A 19,657-nucleotide genomic window follows, 5' to 3' on the forward strand; every position below is an offset into this window, starting at 1 on the left:
ACTGGGCGGCGGGGGCTTCGCTCTGGGTGTCGAGGGCCGCGATGCGCGTGAGGGCGTGCACCGCGAGCAGGAGTCGCTGCAGGTCGTCGTCGCGGGTCATACCGAAAAGTATACCCCTGTTATATACTTGGGGTATCGAATGGCGGATGCCGCGATGACCGCGCACTGTCGCACGCGGGAAAAGGGGCGGGATGCCGCGGCTACCGCGCCGCGATCCGCGTCGAGAGCTGATGGGCGTGCGCCAGCAGGATCCGCCCCAGCTCCGCGAGGCGCTCGCCGCCGAAGCGGAACTCCACCCCGGTCAGGCTCAGCGCCCACTGCGGATCGCCCGCCCGCGTGAACACCGCGGCTCCCACGCCCCAGCTGCCTTCGACGATCAGGCCGGGATTGACCGCATAGCCGCGGGCCTTCGTGTCGGCGATGCGCGACCGCAAGCGCGCGGGGGAATGCGAGGCTCCCCACCTCTCGGACAGCTCCGGATGCCGCTCGAGATACGCGTCCACGTCCTCGGGTGGCAGGAAGGCCAGGATCGCCAGCCCCGCCGATGCCACCCCGAGCGGAAACCGCACCCCCTCCGACAGCACGAACGACCGGATCGGGAAGCTCCCGTCCTCGCGCACGAGGCACACCGTCTCGTCGCCTCGCCGCACCGACAGGAACGCGCTCTCCTCCGTCCGCACCGCGAGGGAGCGGACGATGTCGCGCGCGATCGCGGTGATGTCGAAGCGGGATGCCGCCACACTGCCCATCAGGAACAGTTCCGGCCCGGGAAGCCAGTGTCCGCTCGCGTCGTCGCGGTCGACGAGACCCTCGACCCGCAGGGCGCTCAGCAGTCGATGCGCCGTCGGCCTGGTCAGTCCCGCCTCGCGCGCCAGATCGGCGACTCCGGCACCGCCGTCTCCGGAAGCCGTGACCAGGCGCAGCAGGTGCGCGGCGCGCGCGATGGACTGGGCGCCGGGGACAGCGGGCGGGCTGACGGGGGCGGCGGATGAAGCGGGGGTGTCCACGATGTGGACGCTACGCTCTTCGGCATCCACATGACAAGAACGCGGTCGCCCCGCGGCGACTCCGCGGCCGAGAGTGGAACCACGCTGTTACGAAGGAGTCCGCGTGATCCACACGACCTCGTCCCCGCCCGCGCCGCACGGCGTCATCACCCGCGGAGGACGCTCATGATCGACGAGTCTCTGCTCTCGCCCGCGGCGCGCCGCGCCGCCATTCGTGGGGGAACCTCATGATCGACAAGACCGTCGCATCCGCCGCCGAGGCCGTCGCCGACATCGCCGACGGGGCCTCGCTCGCCGTCGGCGGGTTCGGCCTCTCGGGCAACCCCATCGCCCTCATCGAGGCACTTCTCGCCCAGGGCACCCGCGACCTCTCGGTCGTGTCGAACAACTGCGGCGTCGACGACTGGGGTCTGGGCGTCCTGCTCGGCGCCGGTCGCATTCGCAAGATGACCTCGTCGTATGTCGGCGAGAACAAGGAATTCGAGCGGCAGTTCCTCTCGGGCGAGCTCGAACTCGAACTCACCCCGCAGGGAACGCTCGCCGAGAAACTGCGCGCCGGAGGGTCGGGTATCGCGGCCTTCTACACCCAGACGGGCGTCGGCACGCAGGTCGCCGAGGGCGGCCTGCCGCGCCGCTACGACGGATCGGGCGCCGTCGCCGTCGCCTCGCCCGCGAAGGACGTCCGCACGTTCGAGGTGAACGGCGAACCCCGCGAGTTCGTCCTCGAAGAGGCCATCACCACCGACTACGCGCTCGTGCACGCGTGGAAGGGCGACCGGCACGGCAACCTCGTCTTCCGCAAGGCCGCCCGCGCCTTCAACCCGCTCGCCGCGATGGCCGGCCGCACGTGCATCGTGCAGGTCGAGCACCTCGTCGAGCCCGGAGAGATCGACCCGGATGCCGTCCACCTCCCGGGCGTGTACGTCCACCGCATCGTGGGGGTCGGGCCCGACGTTCCGAAGCGCATCGAGAAGCGCACCGTCCGTGAGGAGACCCGCTGATGGCCCTGTCCCGCATCGAGATGGCGGCCCGCGCCGCCCGCGAACTCGCCGACGGCGCCTACGTGAACCTCGGCATCGGCCTGCCCACCCTCGTGCCCAACCACGTCCCCGACGGAGTGACCGTGGTGCTGCAGTCCGAGAACGGCATCCTCGGCGTCGGGCCGTACCCGACCGAGGACGCCGTGGACGCCGACCTCATCAACGCCGGCAAGGAGACCGTGACGACCCTCGCGGGGGCCGCGTTCTTCGACTCGGCGCTGAGCTTCGGCATGATCCGCGGCGGCAAGATCGACGCCGCCATCCTCGGGGCGATGCAGGTGTCGGCATCCGGAGATCTGGCGAACTGGATGATCCCCGGAAAGATGGTGAAGGGCCCCGGCGGCGCGATGGACCTCGTGCACGGAGCGGCCCGCGTGATCGTGCTCATGGAGCACGTCGCCCGGGACGGCTCGCCCAAGATCGTCGACGCGTGCTCGCTCCCGCTGACCGGCCGCGGCGTGGTCGATCGCATCATCACCGACCTCGCCGTCATCGATGTGACCGAGGATGGACTGGTGCTCGTCGAGACCGCCCCCGGGGTGAGTCTCGACGAGGTGCGAGCCGCCACCGAGCCCGCATTGATCGTCCGACTCGCTGAGGAGCAGCACGCATGAACGCACAGAAGGACGATGTCGTCATCGTCGCCGCCGCCCGCACCCCGCAGGGCCGGCTCAAGGGTCAGCTCGCGCCGCTCACGGCGGTGCAGTTGGGGGCAGCGGCCATCCGCGGTGCCCTCGAGCGCGGGGGCATCGCCGCCGACACCGTCGACGCGGTGCTCGTGGGCCAGGTGCTGCAGGCCGGCGCGGGACAGAACGCCGCGCGGCAGGCGGCGATCGAGGCGGGCATCGGGTGGGACGTGCACAGCGCCACGATCAACAAGGTCTGCCTGTCCGGTCTCACCGCGATCATCGACGCCGCGCGCATGCTGCGCCTCGGGGACGCGACGGTCGTCGTCGCCGCGGGTATGGAGTCGATGACCCGCGCCCCGCACCTGCTGATGAACTCGCGCGACGGCTACGCCTACGGCTCGGTCGAGGTGCTCGACCACATGGCCTACGACGGTCTGACCGACGCGTACGACCGCGAGAGCATGGGCGCCTCGACCGAACGCGCGAACGCCCGCTACGACGTGACCCGCGAGGCCCAGGACGCCGTTGCCGCGCGTTCGCACCAACGCGCCGCCGCCGCGCAGGCCGAGGGAGTCTTCGACGCCGAGATCGTGCCGGTGTCGATCCCGCGACGCAAGGGCGACCCCGTGATCGTCACGGCCGACGAGGGCATCCGCGCCGACACGACGATCGAGACGCTCGCGACGCTGCGGCCGGCCTTCGCCGAAGGCGGCTCGATCACCGCCGGCAACGCCTCGCAGATCTCGGACGGCGCGTCCGCGGTGGTCGTGACCACCCGCGCCACCGCCGAGGAGCACGGTTGGGACGTCCTGGCCGTCGTCGGTGCGGCCGGCCAGGTCGCCGGCCCCGACAACTCGCTGCACGCCCAGCCCGCCCGCGCGATCGCGAAGGCGCTCGAGAAGCAGGGGCTGGCGGCATCCGATCTGGACCTCGTCGAGATCAACGAGGCCTTCGGTGCCGTCGTCGCGCGCTCGCAGGCCGAGCTCGGCGTGTCCGATGACATCGTCAACCCGCACGGCGGCGGGATCGCGATCGGTCACCCGATCGGCGCGTCCGGCAACCGCCTCGTGGTGCACGCGGTGCACGAACTCGTCCGGCGGGGGAGCGGCACGGCCGCGGTCGCCCTCTGCGGTGGCGGTGGTCAGGGCGACGCGCTGATCCTGACCCGCTGACACCTCGAGAAACGACGAGGGGATGCCGCGCCCCAGGGCTGCGGCATCCCCTCGATCGTCAGGGGGTCAGCGCGCGAGACGCTTCTTCAGCAGCTTGCCCTGCTTCTTCGAGATGGGGGAGTCGCCCGCGATCGTGCGGCCGCGGCGGGCGCGACGCGTGTCGACGACCGCGCCGATGGCGAGGGCGAGGGTGATGCCCCAGCTGAGCCACGCCAGCGCGGTGCGCCACGTGAACGGCTCATCGTTCTTGAGGCCGCGGAGCAGGGTGACGCCACCGGTGATGGCGCTGAGGAGACCGGTTCCGAAGATGTACTGGCGCATGCTCTCAACCTATCGAGCAGCACGGGTGGATGCCGCTCCTTGACACCGCGCCCCACCCCGCCGATAAACGCCGCGCGTGCCGAGACACGCGGTCAGGCACCGTGTCTCGACACACGCGGCGTTTATCGAGGGGTGGACCTGCGCGGGACGTCTATCCCCCGTGGGGGTGGATCGCCCGCTGTTAGCCTGAGGACGATCCCCGAGGAGGACCTGTGACCCAGGCCGATTTCGTCGTCGTCGCCAACCGGCTGCCCGTCGACCGCACCCCCGACGGCGAGGGGTGGCGACGCTCACCCGGCGGTCTCGTCACCGCCCTCGAACCCGTGATGCGTCGCGCCGAGGGCGCGTGGGTGGGCTGGGCCGGCCAGGCCGACACCACCGTCGAGCCCTTCGAGTTCGACGGTACGCACCTCGTTCCGGTCACGCTGTCGGCCTCCGACGTGGAGCTCTATTACGAGGGCTTCTCGAACGACACGATCTGGCCGCTGTACCACGACGTCATCGCCGCGCCGACGTACAAGCGCGCCTGGTGGGACGCGTACGTCAAGGTCAACCGGCGTTTCGCCGAGGCCGCGGCCGAGGTCGCCGCCGACGGCGGCATCGTGTGGGTGCAGGACTACCAGCTGCAGCTCGTGCCCAAGATGCTGCGCGAGCTGCGTCCCGACCTCACGATCGGGTACTTCCACCACATCCCGTTCCCCGCGTACGGGCTCTACGCGCAGCTCCCGTGGCGCAAGCAGGTGCTCGAGGGACTCCTCGGCGCCGACGTCATCGGGTTCCAGCGCGTCGCCGACGCCGGCAACTTCGCCCGCGCCGTGCGGCGGCAGCTGCGGTACGAGACCAAGGCCAGCGGCATCGTCGTCCCCGAGGGCGAGACGACGCGCGTGGCCCTCGCCAAGGCGTTCCCGATCTCGATCGACGCGGAGTCGTACGTCGAACTCGCGCAGAAGCCCGAGATCCAGCAGCGCGCGAAAGAGATCCGCGAGGGTCTCGGCAATCCCCGCAAGATCCTGCTCGGCGTCGACCGGCTCGACTACACCAAGGGCATCCGTCACCGCCTGAAGGCGTGGGGCGAGCTGCTCGAGGACGGCCGCGCCACCGTCGAGGACGCCACCCTCGTGCAGGTCGCCAGCCCCAGCCGCGAACGCGTCGAGGCCTACGTGCAGCTGCGCGACGAGATCGAGATGACCGTCGGCCGCATCAACGGCGACCACGACACCACGACCCACACCGCGATCCGCTATCTGCACCAGTCGTATCCGCGTGACGAGATGGTGGCCCTCTTCCTCGCCGCCGACATCATGCTCGTCACGGCGCTGCGCGACGGCATGAACCTCGTCGCGAAGGAGTACGTGGCCAGCCGCGTCGACAACCGCGGAGTGCTGCTGCTGAGCGAGTTCGCCGGCGCCGCCGACGAGATGGGCAGCGCTCTGCTCATCAACCCGCACGACATCGACGGCATGAAGGACGCCATCGTCCGCGCCCTCGAGATGCCCGCCGCCGAACAGGGGCGCCGCATGCGGGCGCTGCGCAAGCGCGTGCGCGACCACGACGTCGAGGACTGGTCCCGTGACTTCCTCGAGGCACTGTCTGTGTTCCACGAGAAGGCCTCGACCGCGGCGGCCGCCGCCCAGATCACCGCGCACGACGACGGGTCGACCCCCGAGCGCGAGCCGATCGACGAGACGGATGCCGGATGAGCCGCACCCTCGTGACGGTTCTCCCGGACGCTGAGGAAGGGATGCCGCATGACCGCCGCTGACGCCGCCGTCGAGGCCGTCGCCACCACCGCGACGCTGTTGATCGCGCTCGATTTCGACGGCACCCTCTCGCCGCTCGTCGACGAGCCGATGTCGGCGCGCATGACCCCCGGCGCCCGCGCCGCGCTCGACGAGCTCGCCGCCCTCCCCGCGACGACGGTCGCCCTGGTCTCGGGCCGCACGCTCGGCGACCTGCGCGTCATCGCCGAGCACGACGATGCCTCGCCGTGGTGGCTCATGGGTTCGCACGGCGCCGAGTCGTGGGAACCGGGTTCCGTCGCCGCGGAGTCCGACGACGACGCCGACGACCGCGCCCTGCGCGATCGCCTGACGACCGAGATCCGCGACGCCGTCGCCGCCCTGCCGGGCGTCCGCGTGGAGCCGAAGCATTTCGGTCGCGGCCGGCACACGCGGACAGCGGATGCCGAGACCGCGCGCGCCGCGCGGGCGGCGACCGACGAGATCCTCGCCGCCGAGGCTCCCTCGTGGCGACGCCGTACCGGTCATGACATCCTCGAGTTCTCGTTCCGTCACGAGGGCAAGGACTCCGCCGTCGCGCACCTGCGGGAGCGTCTCGGGGCGAGCGCGGTTCTCTTCGCCGGCGATGACGTGACGGACGAGGACGCCCTGCGGTCGCTCCGGCCGGGCGATCTCGGCGTGCGCGTCGGCGACGGCGAGACGGCCGCGACGCTGCGCGTCGCCGACATCGACGCGTTCGTGGCGGTGCTGGAGCAGATCGTGCGGCTGCGTCGCGCTCACACGCGCTGAGCCGAGGTCGCGCGACTCGCGCGGGGGCGGCCGGCGGGCGCGTCCACGGTCGCGGGCGTCTATGAATCCTCCGTTCGCCGCCCGTTCGGCATCGGTCGCGTGCGGCTCGCAATAGACTTCGAGAATGCCCGCACCGCAGAATCCGAACACCGGCGAGTTCGACATCAAGCCCCGCAGTCGCGTCGTCACCGACGGCATCGAAGCCACCACCTCGCGTGGAATGCTCCGCGCGGTCGGCATGGGCGACGAGGACTGGGACAAGCCCCAGATCGGCATCGCGTCGAGCTGGAACGAGATCACCCCCTGCAACCTCAGCCTCGACCGCCTCGCGCAGGGCGCGAAAGAGGGCGTGCACTCCGGCGGCGGCTACCCGCTGCAGTTCGGCACCATCTCGGTCTCGGACGGCATCTCCATGGGCCACGAGGGCATGCACTTCTCGCTCGTCTCGCGCGAGGTCATCGCCGACAGCGTCGAGACGGTCATGATGGCCGAGCGCCTCGACGGCTCCGTGCTGCTCGCCGGCTGCGACAAGTCCATCCCGGGCATGCTCATGGCATCCGCTCGTCTCGACCTGTCGAGTGTCTTCCTCTACGCCGGATCCATCGCGCCGGGCTGGGTCAAGCTCAGCGACGGCACCGAGAAGGACGTCACGATCATCGACTCGTTCGAGGCCGTGGGCGCGTGCCTCGCGGGCAAGATGAGCGAAGAAGACCTCAAGCGCATCGAGTGCGCGATCGCCCCCGGTGAGGGCGCCTGCGGCGGCATGTACACGGCCAACACCATGGCGTCGGTCGCCGAGGCCCTCGGCCTGAGCCTGCCCGGCTCGGCCGCCCCGCCGTCCGCCGACCGCCGCCGCGACTACTTCGCGCACCGCTCGGGCGAGGCCGTCGTCAACCTGCTGCGTCAGGGCATCACGACGCGCGACATCCTCACGAAAGAGGCGTTCGAGAACGCCATCGCCCTCGCCATGGCGCTCGGCGGCTCGACCAACGTCGTCCTCCACCTGCTCGCGATCGCGAACGAGGCCGAGGTCGAGCTGAACCTGCACGACTTCAACCGCATCGGCGACCGCACGCCCCACGTGGCCGACATGAAGCCCTTCGGGCAGTACGTCATGAACGACGTCGACCGCCACGGCGGCATCCCGGTCATCATGAAGGCGATGCTCGACGAGGGGCTCCTGCACGGCGACGCGCTGACCGTCACCGGCAAGACGCTCGCCGAGAACCTGGCCGACCTGAACCCCGACCCCGTCGACGGCAAGGTCATCCACGCCTTCGACGACCCGATCCATGCGACCGGCGGCATCACGATCCTGCACGGCTCGATGGCGCCCGAGGGTGCGGTCGTGAAGTCGGCCGGCTTCGACGGCAACGTGTTCGAGGGTCCCGCCCGCGTGTTCGAGCGCGAGCGCGGAGCGATGGACGCCCTCGAGGCGGGCGAGATCGCCGCCGGCGACGTCGTCGTCATCCGCTACGAGGGCCCGAAGGGCGGCCCCGGCATGCGCGAGATGCTCGCGATCACCGCCGCCATCAAGGGCGCGGGGCTCGGAAAAGATGTACTACTGTTGACGGACGGACGATTCTCAGGCGGCACAACCGGCCTGTGCATCGGCCACATAGCTCCCGAAGCGGTGGACGCAGGTCCCATCGCCTTCGTGCGCGATGGTGATCTGATACGGGTCGATATCGCCGCTCGCACTCTCGACTTGATCGTCGATGAGGCCGAGCTGAGTTCCCGCCGTGATGGGTGGGAACCGCTTCCCCCGCGCTATACCCGTGGCGTTCTGGCCAAGTACTCCAAGCTCGTGCACTCCGCCGCGGAGGGCGCGGTCACGGGCTGACGGCCATCCCCTTCTCACCTTCTCCCGGTTCTCGAGGTACTCCCATGTCCATCGATTCCCCTACGGCGGCCGTGCCCCGGCCGCCTGCCCGCACCGCTCCGGCGCCCGTGATGTCGGGGGCGCAGGCGGTGGTCCGCTCGCTCGACCTCCTCGGCGTCACCGACGTGTTCGGTCTGCCGGGCGGGGCGATCATGCCCGTCTACGACCCGCTCATGGACGACGAGCACGTCCGCCACATCCTCGTGCGTCACGAGCAGGGCGCCGGCCACGCCGCCGAGGGCTATGCCGCGGCATCCGGCAAGGTCGGCGTCGCGATCGCGACGTCGGGTCCCGGCGCGACCAACCTGGTCACCGCGATCGCCGACGCCTACATGGATTCGGTGCCGTTGGTGTGCATCACCGGACAGGTGTTCTCGACCCTCATGGGCACGGACGCCTTCCAAGAGGCCGACATCGTCGGCATCACGATGCCGATCACCAAGCACTCGTTCCTGGTGAAGACGGCCGAGGAGATCCCCGGCGCGATCGCGGCCGCCTTCGAGATCGCGTCGACGGGTCGACCGGGACCCGTGCTGGTCGACATCACGAAGGATGCGCAGCAGGCCGAGGCGCCCTTCGTGTGGCCCCCCAAGGTCGACCTGCCCGGCTACCGCCCGGTCACCAAGGCTCACGGCAAGCAGATCCAGGCCGCGGCGCACCTGCTGGCCACCGCCAAGAAGCCCGTGCTCTACGTCGGCGGCGGAACCATCCGCGCGAACGCCGCGGCCGAGCTCAAGGTGCTCGCCGAGGCGACGGGTGCTCCGCTGGTCACGACCCTCATGGCGCGCGACGCGTTCCCCGACTCGCACGAGCAGCACCTGGGCATGCCCGGTATGCACGGCACGGTCCCCGCCGTGCTCGCGCTGCAGGAGAGCGACCTGATCGTGTCGCTCGGGGCACGCTTCGACGACCGCGTGACCGGCAAGGCGGCGCTGTTCGCCCCGCACGCCCAGGTCGTGCACGTCGACATCGACCCCGCCGAAATCTCGAAGATCCGCACCGCCGACGTGCCCATCGTGGGCGACCTCAAAGAGGTCCTCGTCGACCTGGATGCCGCGTTCCGCGCCGCCGACGCCGAGCACCCGCACGACTACACCGAGTGGTGGACCTACCTGAACGGCCTCCGCGAGGAGTTCCCGCTCGGGTACACCCCGACCTCGGACGGTCTGCTCTCGCCCCAGTACGTCATCCAGCGCATCGGCGAGCTGACCGGCCCCGAGGGCGTGTACGCCTCCGGCGTCGGCCAGCACCAGATGTGGGCCGCGCAGTTCATCAAGTACGAGCGCCCCAACGCCTGGCTCAACTCCGGCGGCGCCGGCACTATGGGCTACGCCGTGCCCGCGGCCATGGGGGCCAAGGTCGCCCAGCCCGAGCGCGCCGTGTGGGCGATCGACGGCGACGGCTGCTTCCAGATGACCAATCAGGAGCTCGCGACCTGCGTCATCAACGACATTCCCATCAAGGTCGCGATCATCAACAACTCCTCGCTGGGCATGGTGCGCCAGTGGCAGACGCTGTTCTTCGAGGGACGTCACTCCAACACCGACCTGAACACGGGTCACGGCACGCGTCGCATCCCCGACTTCGTCAAGCTCGCCGAGGCTTACGGTTGCCTCGCGATCCGCGTCGAGAAGGAAGACGAGATCGACGCCGCGATCCAGCTCGCGCTCGACACGAACGACCGTCCCGTCGTGATCGACTTCGTCGTGAGCGCCGACGCCATGGTGTGGCCGATGGTTCCTCAGGGCGTCAGCAACAGCTACGTCCAGTACGCGCGCGATCACTCGCCCGCCTTCGCCGAGCAGGAGGACTGAGATGTCTCGTCACGTTCTGAGCCTCCTCGTCGAGGACAAGCCGGGTCTGCTGACGCGTGTGGCGGGCCTGTTCGCCCGCCGCGGGTTCAACATCGAATCCCTCGCCGTGGGTGTCACCGAGGTCCCGGGCCTCTCGCGCATCACGGTCGTCGTCGACGTCGAGGGCCTGCCCCTCGAGCAGGTGACGAAGCAGTTGAACAAGCTGATCAACGTCATCAAGATCGTCGAGCTCGATCCCGCGGCATCCGTTCAGCGCGAGCACGTCCTCGTGAAGGTGCGCGCCGACAACGCCACCCGCTCCAACGTGCTCGAGGTCGTGAACCTCTTCCGCGCCTCGGTCGTCGACTACGCCCCCGATGCCGTCGTGATCGAGATCACCGGCGACAAGGGAAAGGTCGACGCTTTCCTCAAGGCGATCGAGCCCTTCGGCGTGAAGGAGCTCGCGCAGTCGGGCCTGCTCGCCGTCGGCCGCGGCGGCAAGAGCATCACCGAGCGCGTCCTGCGCGGCTGAGACCCCGTCGGTCCCCGAGCCTGTCGAAGGGTCCGACACCCCCACTTCTCTCGTCCCACAACCCCCGGTCCCTTCGACAAGCTCAGGGACCTGTAACCAAGGAGAAAGTTCCATGGCAGAGATCTTCTACGACGACGACGCCGACCTCTCGATCATCCAGGGCAAGAAGGTCGCGATCGTCGGCTACGGCTCGCAGGGTCACGCGCACGCGCAGAACCTCCGCGACTCCGGTGTCGAGGTCGTCATCGCCCTCAAGGACGGCTCGAAGTCGACCGCGAAGGCCCAGGAGGACGGCTTCGAGGTCAAGAACGTCGCCGACGCGGCCGAGTGGGCCGACCTGATCATGATCCTGGCGCCCGACCAGCACCAGCGCTCGATCTACGCCGACTCCATCAAGGACAAGCTGACCGAGGGCAAGACGCTCGCCTTCGCGCACGGCTTCAACATCCGCTTCGGTTACATCGACGCCCCCGAGGGTGTCGACGTCATCCTCGTCGCTCCGAAGGCGCCGGGTCACACCGTGCGTCGCGAGTACGTCGCGGGTCGTGGCATTCCCGACATCATCGCCGTCGAGCGCGACGCCTCGGGCTCGGCCTGGGACACCGCCCTGTCGTACGCGAAGGCCATCGGCGGCACCCGTGCCGGCGTCATCAAGACGACCTTCACCGAAGAGACCGAGACCGACCTGTTCGGCGAGCAGGCGGTGCTGTGCGGTGGCATGAGCCACCTCGTCCAGTACGGCTTCGAGACGCTGACCGAGGCGGGCTACCAGCCGCAGATCGCCTACTTCGAGGTGCTGCACGAGCTCAAGCTCATCGTCGACCTGATGTGGGAGGGCGGCATCGCCAAGCAGCGCTGGTCGATCTCGGACACCGCCGAGTACGGCGACTACGTCTCGGGTCCCCGCGTCATCTCGCCCGACGTGAAGGAGAACATGAAGGCCGTGCTCGCCGACATCCAGTCGGGTGCCTTCGCCGAGCGCTTCATCGCCGACCAGGACAACGGCGCCACCGAGTTCCTCGAGCTCCGCGAGAAGGAGCAGGGTCACCCCATCGAGGCCACTGGTCGCGAGCTGCGCGGCCTGTTCGCGTGGAAGCAGCAGGACGCCGACTACGTCGAGGGTTCCGCGGCGCGCTGACCCGCGTCTATCGAACGCCCCGCGGCTTCGGCCGCGGGGCGTTCGCCGTCTGTGCGGGTCGTCTCGGTCCCGGATGCCGCGCACGCCCGCACGGCGGGGCGCGGCCGGGCGGCGGGGGAGCGGCGCTACCGTGGTCGGGTGAGTACTCCGCGCGATGACGACGCCCTCTCGTGGGGCGGTGACGACGACCCCACCCTCGACGTCGGTGAGAAGCGGACGCCCGGTGCGGCCGACGCGGCGCCGGGCGCCGCGTGGACTGCGGAGCCGGAGCCCCTGCAGCCGGAGCCGGAACCGGAGCCCCTGCAGCCGCCCGCGGCGCCGGTCGAGCGGCATCCCGAGCCGTCCCCCGCGGAGAGCGAAGAGGCCGGGACCGAGGTGGACGCGGATGCCGCGCACGCGGCGCCGCTGGGCAACGTCGGTCTCGTCGGGATCGGCATGGTGGCGGCGACCTTCGTGCTCTTCGCGGTCGGCTGGCTGATCGCGGGGTTCCAGCTGCGCGGTCTCGGCCTGCCGATCCCCGACGTGACCCTGGTGTCGCTGACGATCGCCGCCGCGCTCGCCCCGATGGTGTGGTTCGTCGCCGTCCTGGCCCTCACCCGGGCGTGGCGCACGTGGCAGCGTTTCCTGCTGCTGATCCTGGGGATCGTGCTGCTCGTGCCGTGGCCGTTCCTGTCGTTGGGGGTGTTCGCATGAGCGCAGACGCGAAGAAGGCGTCCGTCCGCCGGTTGCCCACGTGGCTGGTCGTCACGATCGCGGGGTTGTTCGGCCTGTTCTACGCCTACGTGGTGTGGAGCGCGGTCGCGCTGCTCATCCAGCAGGTCAACGGTCCGCTCGGCCTGAATGGCCTGGGATGGTTCGTCTACATCCTGCCGATCGTCTTCCCCCTCATCGCCTTCGGCATCGCCTTCGCGATCGGTGCCCGCCGCGCGGCGGGGCAGTTCGCGATCGTGCTGCTCGCCGGGCTGACGCTGTCGGCGGCGTTCTGGCTCGCGATCGTCGGCTACGGCACGACGTCGTACGGCCTGTACGGCGGCTGAGGGCCTGGGGCGCGGCATCCCGGCGGGAAGAGAGCGACGTCACACGGTCGGGAGGCTCGGTGACGCCGCGCTAGGCTGACACACGGCCCGCACGGGCCGCGCGCCCGGCTCGCGCCGGCGGTGTGCGGCGGTGCGCGCCGGTCCCCAGCACCGTTTCGAAGGACGCATCCGTGACGAAGCCCGTCGTGCTCATCGCCGAAGAACTCTCTCCCGCCACGATCGACGCGCTCGGCCCCGATTTCGACGTGCGCAACGTCGACGGGACCGACCGCCCCGCGCTGCTCTCGGCCCTGGCCGACGCACACGCGGTGCTCGTGCGCTCGGCCACCCAGATCGATGCCGAGGCCCTGACCGCGGCGCCGTCGCTCAAGGTGGTCGCCCGCGCCGGTGTCGGCCTCGACAACGTCGACATCAAGGCGGCCACCGCGGCCGGTGTCATGGTCGTCAACGCCCCGACGTCCAACATCATCTCGGCGGCCGAGCTGACCGTCGGTCACGTGCTGAGCCTCGCGCGCCGCATCCCGGCCGCCCACGCCTCGCTCGCCCAGGGACTGTGGAAGCGCAGCTCTTTCACCGGCACCGAGCTGTTCGAGAAGACCATCGGCATCATCGGCCTCGGCCGCATCGGCGCCTTGATCGCCGCGCGCCTGCAGGGCTTCGACATGCGCGTCATCGCGTACGACCCCTATGTCACCGCCGCCCGCGCCCAGCAGCTGGGCGTGCAGCTCGTCTCGCTCGACGAACTGCTCGAGCAGAGCGACTTCGTCACGATCCACATGCCGAAGACGCCCGAGACGACCGGCATGATCGGTGCCGACCAGCTGCGCCGCATGAAGAAGAGCGCGTACGTCATCAACGTGGCCCGCGGTGGGCTCATCGACGAAGAGGCGCTGTTCGAGGCGCTCACCTCCGGCGAGATCGCCGGCGCCGGCCTCGACGTGTTCTCGACCGAGCCGCCGGCCGAGGGAGGCCCCGCCCGCAAGCTGCTCGATCTGCCCAACGTCGTCGTCACCCCGCACCTGGGCGCCAGCACCGAAGAGGCGCAGGAGAAGGCGGGCGTTTCGGTCGCGCGCAGCGTCAAGCTCGCGCTCGAGGGCGATCTGGTCCCGGATGCCGTGAACGTCGCCGGGGGAGCGATCGACCCCTTCGTGCGTCCGGGCATCGCGCTCGTCGAGATGCTGGGTCAGTTCTTCAGCGGACTCGCCGACAGCGCCCTGACGAGCCTGGACATCGAGGTGCGCGGCGAGCTCGCGCAGTACGACGTCAGCGTCTACCGTCTCGCGGCGCTCAAGGGGTACTTCAGCCGCATCGTCAGCGAGACCGTGTCGTACGTCAACGCGCCGCTGTTCGCCGAGCAGCGCGGCGTCGAGGCGCGCCTGGTCGTCGAGGCCGAGAGCCCGCTATACCGCAACATCACGATCCTGCGCGGCACCCTGGCCGACGGCTCGACCCTCGAGGTCGCCGGCACGCTCGCCGGTACGCGCATGGTGCCCAAGGTCGTGTCGATCAACGGCTACGACATCGAGGTGCCGATCGAACGGCACCACGTCGTCATGCGCTACGCCGACCGCCCGGGCATCGTCGCCATCTACGGCCAGAAGCTCGGCGACGCCGGCATCAACATCGCCGGTCTGCAGGTCGCGGCGCAGGATGCCACGGGCCGCGCGCTGTCGGTGCTCACGGTCGACTCGCCGGTGCCGGACGAGATCCTCGACGCGATGCGCGAGGCCGTCGGCGCCGACCTGTTCCGGCAGATCGAGATCGTCGAGGGCTGAGGCCGCACGAGTGCGTGGAGAGGGGGTCGCGGCACGCGGCCCCCTCTTCCGTCGGTCACGGCGCGTCGCTCTCGGCGGACGCAGAAGCGAGCGCGGCATGATGCGCTCATGATGCTCGTGCTCCGTCTGATCCTGGCCGGTCTCGGCATCCTGTTCCTCATCGACGGTGTCGCCGACGTCGTGCGCCGCGGCCCGCTGGGACTGCTGGGAATCATCGGGGGCGCGCTCGTGCTCATCGGGGTGGTCGTCGATCTGCGCCGATCCCGCCGTCGCGTCGGACGCTGACCCGCGTCAGGTGGTCGCGGCGACGACGGCGTCGATCAGGCGGTCGAGCGCGGCCCCCTCGAGGGCGGGACCGGGTACCGCGTTGAGGTCGAGCACCGCGTTGAAGTAGAGGCCGTCGCTGACGAGCAGCACCATCTGCAGTGCCGTCTCGTCGCGCGTGTGCGCGCGGAGGCTCTCTTCCCACAGCTCCCGCACGCGGCGGAGAGAGGTGGATGCCGCATCGTTGCCGTTCTGCGCGAGTCGCGACACGGCAAGGATCGTGACGTCGAGGGGCGAGCCGGTGTTCTGCGACGACCGCAGGTGCGCGGCGACCACTCCCTCGTCGGCCCTCTCGATCTCGGCCACGTCCTCGCGCGCCAGTTCTTCGAGGCGACGGACCAGTGCTTCTTCGAGGGCGCTCTTGGACCCGAAGTGATAGAGCAATCCGCCCTTGGACACGCCGGCCGCGCGGGCCGTGGCATCCATCGTCGCCGCGCGTTCACCGTCGTCGACGAGGATGCGGGTGAACGCGTCGAGCACGGCTTCGCGGGCGAGAGGGGGGCGACTCATGACTCCTCGATCGTACTGGCGGGCGGACGCCGACCTCTGTTACTATACCGGCTGGACGGTTTAGAAACGGAAACGGTACATGCTCACCTCGTCGCTGCCCACCTCGGACATCACCGTGACCCGCGCCGGATGGCGCGGGTGGTTCGCGCTGGCGGTGCTCATGCTGCCCGTGCTGCTGGTCTCGGTCGACAACACGGTGCTGAGCTTCGCGCTGCCCGAGATCGCCCTGTCGCTCCAGCCCACGAGCATCGAGCAGCTCTGGATCATCGACGTCTACCCCCTCGTGCTGGCGGGTCTGCTCGTGACCATGGGCACGCTCGGCGACCGCTTCGGCCGGCGCCGCCTGCTGCTCATCGGCGCGACCGGCTTCGCGGCCGTGTCGGCGCTGTCGGCGTTCGCGCCCACCGCGGCCCTGCTCATCACCGGCCGCGCGCTCATGGGCGTCTTCGGCGCGATGCTGATGCCCTCGACGCTGTCGCTGCTGCGCAGCATCTTCCGCGACCGTGATCAGCGCCGATTCGCGATCGCGATCTGGGCATCGGGCTTCTCGGCGGGCGCCGCCCTCGGGCCGATCGTCGGCGGATTCCTGCTCGAGCACTTCTCGTGGGGCTCGGTCTTCCTCATGGCCGTCCCGGTCCTCGTGCCGCTGCTGATCCTCGCGCCGTTCTTCGTGCCCGAGAGCCGCGACCCGAACCCGGGCCGGTTCGACCCCGTCAGCGTGCTGCTGTCGCTCGCGACGATGGTGCCGATCGTCTACGGCATCAAGAAGTTGGCCGTCGACGGTCCACTCTCGCTTGCGCCTGTCCTGTTCGTCGTGGGCGTCGTCTTCGGCTGGCTCTTCGTCCGGCGTCAGCGCTCGCTCCCCACGCCCATGCTCGACATGACGCTGTTCGGCCGGGGCACCTTCTCGGGCGCCATCCTCGTCAACCTGCTGAGCGTCGTGGGCCTGGTCGGCTTCCTGTACTTCGTGGCGCAGCACCTGCAGCTCGTCGTCGGCCTGTCTCCGATGGTCGCGGGCTTCGCCCTGCTGCCGGGCCTGGTGCTGATGATCGTCTCGGGTCTGGCGGTCGTGCCCGTCGCCAAGCGCTTCGCGCCGCGCATCGTGGTGCCCGTCGCCCTGTCGTTCTCGGTCGTGGCGTACGTGCTCGTCGCGTTCTCGACGGCCGATCTGGTGCAGCTCATCGTGGCGTTCGGTCTGCTCGGGATCGGCATCGGCGCGGCCGAGACGGTGTCGAACGAGCTCATCCTCTCGAGCGCTCCGTCGGCGAAAGCCGGAGCTGCCAGCGCGGTGTCCGAGACGGCGTACGAGGTGGGGGCCGTCCTGGGCACGGCGGTGCTCGGCGGCATCCTCGCGGCCTTCTATCGCGCGCAGCTGGTGCTGCCGGCCGGGCTTCCGGATGCCGCGGCCCAGGCCGCCCGTGAGACCCTCGCCGGAGCCGTCGCGGTGTCGCAGACCCTCGACGACCCGTCCCTGGCCGAGGCCCTGCGCGTCGCGGCCGCGCACGCGTTCGACTCGGGTGTCGTGATCACCGCGCTCATCGGCGCGGGACTGATCGTCGTGGCCGGGGTGATCGCTGCCACTACCCTGGGATCATCCCGCGGCGCGTCGACGAAGTGACGCGCCCCGAGCTCTGAGGAGAGCGATGTCGCGTGTCGTGAAACTGGCCGTCATCCCCGGTGACGGCATCGGTCCCGAAGTCGTCACCGAAGCTGTCAAGGTGCTCGACGCCGTCACCGCCGCCTCCGGCGTGACGTTCGAGAAGACGCCCTTCTCGCTCGGCGCGGGACGCTACCTCGAGACCGGCGACACCCTCACCGACGACGACCTCGCCGCGATCGCCGCGCACGACGCGATCCTGCTCGGTGCGGTCGGGGGAGTGCCCGGCGACCCACGTCTCACGGACGCGAACATCGAGCGCGGCCTGCTGCTGAAGCTGCGCTTCGAGCTCGACCACTACGTCAACCTGCGCCCCTCGAAGCTGTACCCCGGTGCCACGGGCCCCCTCGCCGACCCCGGTGAGATCGACTTCGTCGTGGTCCGCGAGGGCACCGAGGGCCCCTACGTCGGCAACGGCGGGTCGATCCGTCGCGGCACCGCGCACGAGGTCGCCAACGAGACCTCGGTGAACACGGCCTACGGCGTCGAGCGCGTCGTCCGCTACGCCTTCGCCCTCGCGGGCCGTCGTCGGCAGAAACTGACGCTCGTGCACAAGACGAACGTGCTCGTGCACGCGGGCGGGATGTACAAGCGGATCGTGGATGCCGTGGCATCCGAGTTCCCCGAGGTCGCCGTAGACTACCTGCACGTCGACGCGGCAACCATCTTCCTGGTCACGAACCCGGGCCGCTTCGACGTGATCGTCACCGACAACCTCTTCGGCGACATCCTGACCGACCTGGCCGGCGCCGTCACCGGTGGCATCGGTCTCGCCGCATCGGGCAACATCAACCCCGACGGCGCGTTCCCCTCGATGTTCGAGCCCGTGCACGGATCGGCGCCCGACATCGCGGGAAGCCAGAAGGCCGACCCCACGGCCGCGATCCTCTCCGTCGCCCTGCTGCTCGATCACCTCGGGCTCACCGACGAATCCGCCCGCGTCACCCGCGCGGTCGAAGACGACATCGCGAACCGCGACGGCCAGCGCACCACCGCGCAGATCGGCGACGCGATCGCCGCACGCGTCCAGGCGTAACCTGGACCGATCGGCCCGTATCGCCCCCGGCACACGAAGAGTTTTGGACCACAGATGACCACGATCGACACCGACCCCGACACCGGACTCGACCCGCTCGAGTTCTCGGTCACCCGCAACCTCGCCGCCAAGAACGCGGCCGAGCGCGACGCCATCCTCGCCAGCCCCGGTTTCGGGCAGAACTTCACCGACCACATGGTCGACATCTGCTGGTCGGTCCGCGGTGGCTGGCACCGACCGCGCGTCTCGCCCTACGGCCCGATCTCGCTCGACCCCGCCGCGGCGGTCCTGCACTACGGGCAGGAGATCTTCGAGGGCATCAAGGCCTACCGCCACGCCGACGGATCGGTGCACACCTTCCGCCCCGACCAGAACGGGCGTCGCCTGCAGCGCTCCGCGCGCCGTCTCGCGCTGCCCGAACTGCCCGTGCCGTACTTCCTGCAGTCGCTGCGCGAGCTCATCGCCGTCGACGGAGCGTGGGTGCCGTCGGGCGACGACCAGAGCCTCTACCTGCGGCCCTTCATGTTCGCGAAAGAGGCGTTCCTCGGCGTGCGCCCCGCGCACAAGGTGGCGTACTACCTCATCGCCAGCCCCGCGGGCGCCTACTTCAAGGGCGGCGTGAAGCCGGTGTCGATCTGGCTCAGCGAGGACTACTCGCGCGCCGGCAAGGGCGGCACGGGCGCGGCCAAGACCGGCGGCAACTACGCCGCCAGCCTGCTGCCCCAGTCCGAGGCGTACGAGAACGAGTGCGACCAGGTCGTCTTCCTCGACCAGGACCGCAACGTCGAAGAGCTCGGCGGCATGAACGTCGTCTTCGTCTACAGGGACGGCACGATCGTCACCCCGCAGTCGGACTCGATCCTCGAGGGCATCACGCGCGACTCGCTGCTGCAGCTCGCCCGCGACCGCGGCCACCACGTCGAGGGCCGTAACGTCTCGCTGGACGAGTGGCGTCAGGGCGTGGCATCCGGAGACATCGTCGAGGTGTTCGCGTGCGGTACCGCCGCCGTGGTCACTCCGATCGGCACGCTCAAGGGTCGTGACTTCATCGACGAGCAGCCCACCGGCACCCTCGCACTCGAGCTCCGCCAGGAGCTCACCGACATCCAGTACGGCCGCGCCGAGGACAAGCACGGCTGGCTGTACCGCCTGGACGCGTAAGGCGCGTTGCGACACGAGGGGCTCCCGGATGCCGGGGGCCCCTTCGTCGTTCGCGGGCGTGTCGTTGCGGCGGCGGGCGCGTGCCGTCATCGGGGGGATCTGGGCGTTGCCGTCG

At 70.1% G+C, this 19,657-nt stretch carries 19 protein-coding genes; 16 read left to right on the forward strand and 3 right to left on the reverse strand.

All coding sequences use genetic code 11. The features are described from left to right. Positions 1-200: 200 nt before the first annotated feature. The gene (locus tag QZ433_RS13560) at positions 201-1,007 is read right to left on the reverse strand and encodes an IclR family transcriptional regulator (protein ID WP_295784453.1); all 807 of its coding nucleotides are present in this window, start codon (positions 1,005-1,007) and stop codon (positions 201-203) included. A gap of 227 nt (positions 1,008-1,234) precedes the next feature. Here QZ433_RS13560 and QZ433_RS13565 point away from each other — a divergent pair, with 227 nt between their 5' ends. The 3 genes from QZ433_RS13565 to QZ433_RS13575 are packed head-to-tail and all read left to right on the forward strand — an operon-like array spanning position 1,235 to position 3,848. Then, positions 1,235-2,008, forward strand: a complete 774-nt coding sequence (locus tag QZ433_RS13565) for a CoA transferase subunit A (protein WP_295784455.1) — start codon at positions 1,235-1,237, stop codon at positions 2,006-2,008. Beyond that, positions 2,008-2,661 carry a CoA transferase subunit B gene (locus tag QZ433_RS13570; RefSeq protein ID WP_295784457.1) on the forward strand — a complete coding sequence of 218 codons (654 nt, stop codon included), beginning with the start codon at positions 2,008-2,010 and terminating at the stop codon, positions 2,659-2,661. The genes QZ433_RS13565 and QZ433_RS13570 overlap by 1 nt, the downstream gene beginning before the upstream one ends. Continuing rightward, positions 2,658-3,848, forward strand: a complete 1,191-nt coding sequence (locus QZ433_RS13575) for an acetyl-CoA C-acetyltransferase (RefSeq protein WP_295784459.1) — start codon at positions 2,658-2,660, stop codon at positions 3,846-3,848. The genes QZ433_RS13570 and QZ433_RS13575 overlap by 4 nt, the downstream gene beginning before the upstream one ends. 66 nt (positions 3,849-3,914) lie before the next feature. Here the strand turns inward: QZ433_RS13575 and QZ433_RS13580 are convergent, their stop codons facing one another. Continuing rightward, complete coding sequence (locus QZ433_RS13580; protein ID WP_295784461.1) at positions 3,915-4,169, reverse strand: hypothetical protein; 255 nt, start codon at positions 4,167-4,169, stop codon at positions 3,915-3,917. 212 nt (positions 4,170-4,381) lie between these two features. Here QZ433_RS13580 and otsA point away from each other — a divergent pair, with 212 nt between their 5' ends. The 10 genes from otsA to QZ433_RS13630 all read left to right on the forward strand — a co-directional run bounded on the left by otsA (position 4,382) and on the right by QZ433_RS13630 (position 15,139). Further along, complete coding sequence (gene otsA, locus QZ433_RS13585) at positions 4,382-5,869, forward strand: alpha,alpha-trehalose-phosphate synthase (UDP-forming) (protein WP_295784463.1); 1,488 nt, start codon at positions 4,382-4,384, stop codon at positions 5,867-5,869. A gap of 48 nt (positions 5,870-5,917) precedes the next feature. Then, positions 5,918-6,697, forward strand: coding sequence for a trehalose-phosphatase (gene otsB, locus QZ433_RS13590; protein ID WP_295784465.1), 780 nt, complete (start codon positions 5,918-5,920; stop codon positions 6,695-6,697). A 124-nt stretch (positions 6,698-6,821) separates the two neighbouring features. Beyond that, positions 6,822-8,540 carry a dihydroxy-acid dehydratase gene (gene ilvD / locus QZ433_RS13595; RefSeq protein WP_295784467.1) on the forward strand — a complete coding sequence of 573 codons (1,719 nt, stop codon included), beginning with the start codon at positions 6,822-6,824 and terminating at the stop codon, positions 8,538-8,540. A 44-nt stretch (positions 8,541-8,584) separates the two neighbouring features. Next, entirely contained in the window at positions 8,585-10,393 is a 1,809-nt protein-coding gene (locus QZ433_RS13600; protein ID WP_295784470.1) for an acetolactate synthase large subunit, read from the forward strand. Between the two features lies 1 nt (position 10,394). Beyond that, a complete protein-coding gene (ilvN, locus tag QZ433_RS13605; RefSeq protein WP_295784472.1) occupies positions 10,395-10,904 on the forward strand; it encodes an acetolactate synthase small subunit in 510 nt (169 codons plus the stop codon). 112 nt (positions 10,905-11,016) lie between these two features. Then, positions 11,017-12,042, forward strand: coding sequence for a ketol-acid reductoisomerase (ilvC, locus tag QZ433_RS13610; RefSeq protein WP_295784475.1), 1,026 nt, complete (start codon positions 11,017-11,019; stop codon positions 12,040-12,042). 138 nt (positions 12,043-12,180) lie between these two features. Next, positions 12,181-12,735: a DNA polymerase III subunit gamma/tau gene (locus QZ433_RS13615; protein WP_295784477.1), complete on the forward strand. Its 555-nt coding sequence runs from the start codon at positions 12,181-12,183 to the stop codon at positions 12,733-12,735. Further along, positions 12,732-13,079 (forward strand): bacitracin resistance protein, encoded by a 348-nt coding sequence (locus QZ433_RS13620; RefSeq protein WP_295784480.1) that lies wholly within the window; start codon positions 12,732-12,734, stop codon positions 13,077-13,079. The genes QZ433_RS13615 and QZ433_RS13620 overlap by 4 nt, the downstream gene beginning before the upstream one ends. A 170-nt stretch (positions 13,080-13,249) precedes the next feature. Then, positions 13,250-14,854, forward strand: coding sequence for a phosphoglycerate dehydrogenase (serA, locus tag QZ433_RS13625; RefSeq protein WP_295784481.1), 1,605 nt, complete (start codon positions 13,250-13,252; stop codon positions 14,852-14,854). Positions 14,855-14,962: 108 nt separating this feature from the next. Then, positions 14,963-15,139, forward strand: a complete 177-nt coding sequence (locus tag QZ433_RS13630; protein ID WP_295784483.1) for a hypothetical protein — start codon at positions 14,963-14,965, stop codon at positions 15,137-15,139. 6 nt (positions 15,140-15,145) lie between these two features. On the opposite strand, the gene QZ433_RS13635 is transcribed toward QZ433_RS13630, so the two are convergent. Then, positions 15,146-15,688: a TetR/AcrR family transcriptional regulator gene (locus QZ433_RS13635; RefSeq protein ID WP_295784485.1), complete on the reverse strand. Its 543-nt coding sequence runs from the start codon at positions 15,686-15,688 to the stop codon at positions 15,146-15,148. Between the two features lie 79 nt (positions 15,689-15,767). Here QZ433_RS13635 and QZ433_RS13640 point away from each other — a divergent pair, with 79 nt between their 5' ends. From QZ433_RS13640 to QZ433_RS13650, 3 genes are read left to right on the forward strand one after another with little or no spacing between them, the layout of a single operon-like run. After that, positions 15,768-17,306, forward strand: a complete 1,539-nt coding sequence (locus QZ433_RS13640) for an MFS transporter (RefSeq protein WP_295784487.1) — start codon at positions 15,768-15,770, stop codon at positions 17,304-17,306. Between the two features lie 25 nt (positions 17,307-17,331). Continuing rightward, a complete protein-coding gene (locus QZ433_RS13645) occupies positions 17,332-18,381 on the forward strand; it encodes a 3-isopropylmalate dehydrogenase (protein ID WP_295784490.1) in 1,050 nt (349 codons plus the stop codon). Between the two features lie 54 nt (positions 18,382-18,435). Continuing rightward, positions 18,436-19,542 carry a branched-chain amino acid aminotransferase gene (locus QZ433_RS13650; protein ID WP_295784491.1) on the forward strand — a complete coding sequence of 369 codons (1,107 nt, stop codon included), beginning with the start codon at positions 18,436-18,438 and terminating at the stop codon, positions 19,540-19,542. Positions 19,543-19,657 lie beyond the last annotated feature (115 nt).

The sequence above is a fragment of the uncultured Microbacterium sp. genome, assembly GCF_913776565.1.
Taxonomy (GTDB): domain Bacteria; phylum Actinomycetota; class Actinomycetes; order Actinomycetales; family Microbacteriaceae; genus Microbacterium.

Coding starts and splice junctions, on each gene's coding strand:
- QZ433_RS13565 (WP_295784455.1), top strand. CDS start 1,235: ATGATCGACAAGACCGTCGCATCCGCCGCCGAGGCCGTCGCCGACATC.
- QZ433_RS13570 (WP_295784457.1), top strand. CDS start 2,008: ATGGCCCTGTCCCGCATCGAGATGGCGGCCCGCGCCGCCCGCGAACTC.
- QZ433_RS13575 (WP_295784459.1), top strand. CDS start 2,658: ATGAACGCACAGAAGGACGATGTCGTCATCGTCGCCGCCGCCCGCACC.
- QZ433_RS13580 (WP_295784461.1), bottom strand. CDS start 4,169: ATGCGCCAGTACATCTTCGGAACCGGTCTCCTCAGCGCCATCACCGGT.
- otsB (WP_295784465.1), top strand. CDS start 5,918: ATGACCGCCGCTGACGCCGCCGTCGAGGCCGTCGCCACCACCGCGACG.
- ilvD (WP_295784467.1), top strand. CDS start 6,822: ATGCCCGCACCGCAGAATCCGAACACCGGCGAGTTCGACATCAAGCCC.
- QZ433_RS13600 (WP_295784470.1), top strand. CDS start 8,585: ATGTCCATCGATTCCCCTACGGCGGCCGTGCCCCGGCCGCCTGCCCGC.
- ilvN (WP_295784472.1), top strand. CDS start 10,395: ATGTCTCGTCACGTTCTGAGCCTCCTCGTCGAGGACAAGCCGGGTCTG.
- ilvC (WP_295784475.1), top strand. CDS start 11,017: ATGGCAGAGATCTTCTACGACGACGACGCCGACCTCTCGATCATCCAG.
- QZ433_RS13620 (WP_295784480.1), top strand. CDS start 12,732: ATGAGCGCAGACGCGAAGAAGGCGTCCGTCCGCCGGTTGCCCACGTGG.
- QZ433_RS13630 (WP_295784483.1), top strand. CDS start 14,963: ATGATGCTCGTGCTCCGTCTGATCCTGGCCGGTCTCGGCATCCTGTTC.
- QZ433_RS13635 (WP_295784485.1), bottom strand. CDS start 15,688: ATGAGTCGCCCCCCTCTCGCCCGCGAAGCCGTGCTCGACGCGTTCACC.
- QZ433_RS13640 (WP_295784487.1), top strand. CDS start 15,768: ATGCTCACCTCGTCGCTGCCCACCTCGGACATCACCGTGACCCGCGCC.
- QZ433_RS13645 (WP_295784490.1), top strand. CDS start 17,332: ATGTCGCGTGTCGTGAAACTGGCCGTCATCCCCGGTGACGGCATCGGT.
- QZ433_RS13650 (WP_295784491.1), top strand. CDS start 18,436: ATGACCACGATCGACACCGACCCCGACACCGGACTCGACCCGCTCGAG.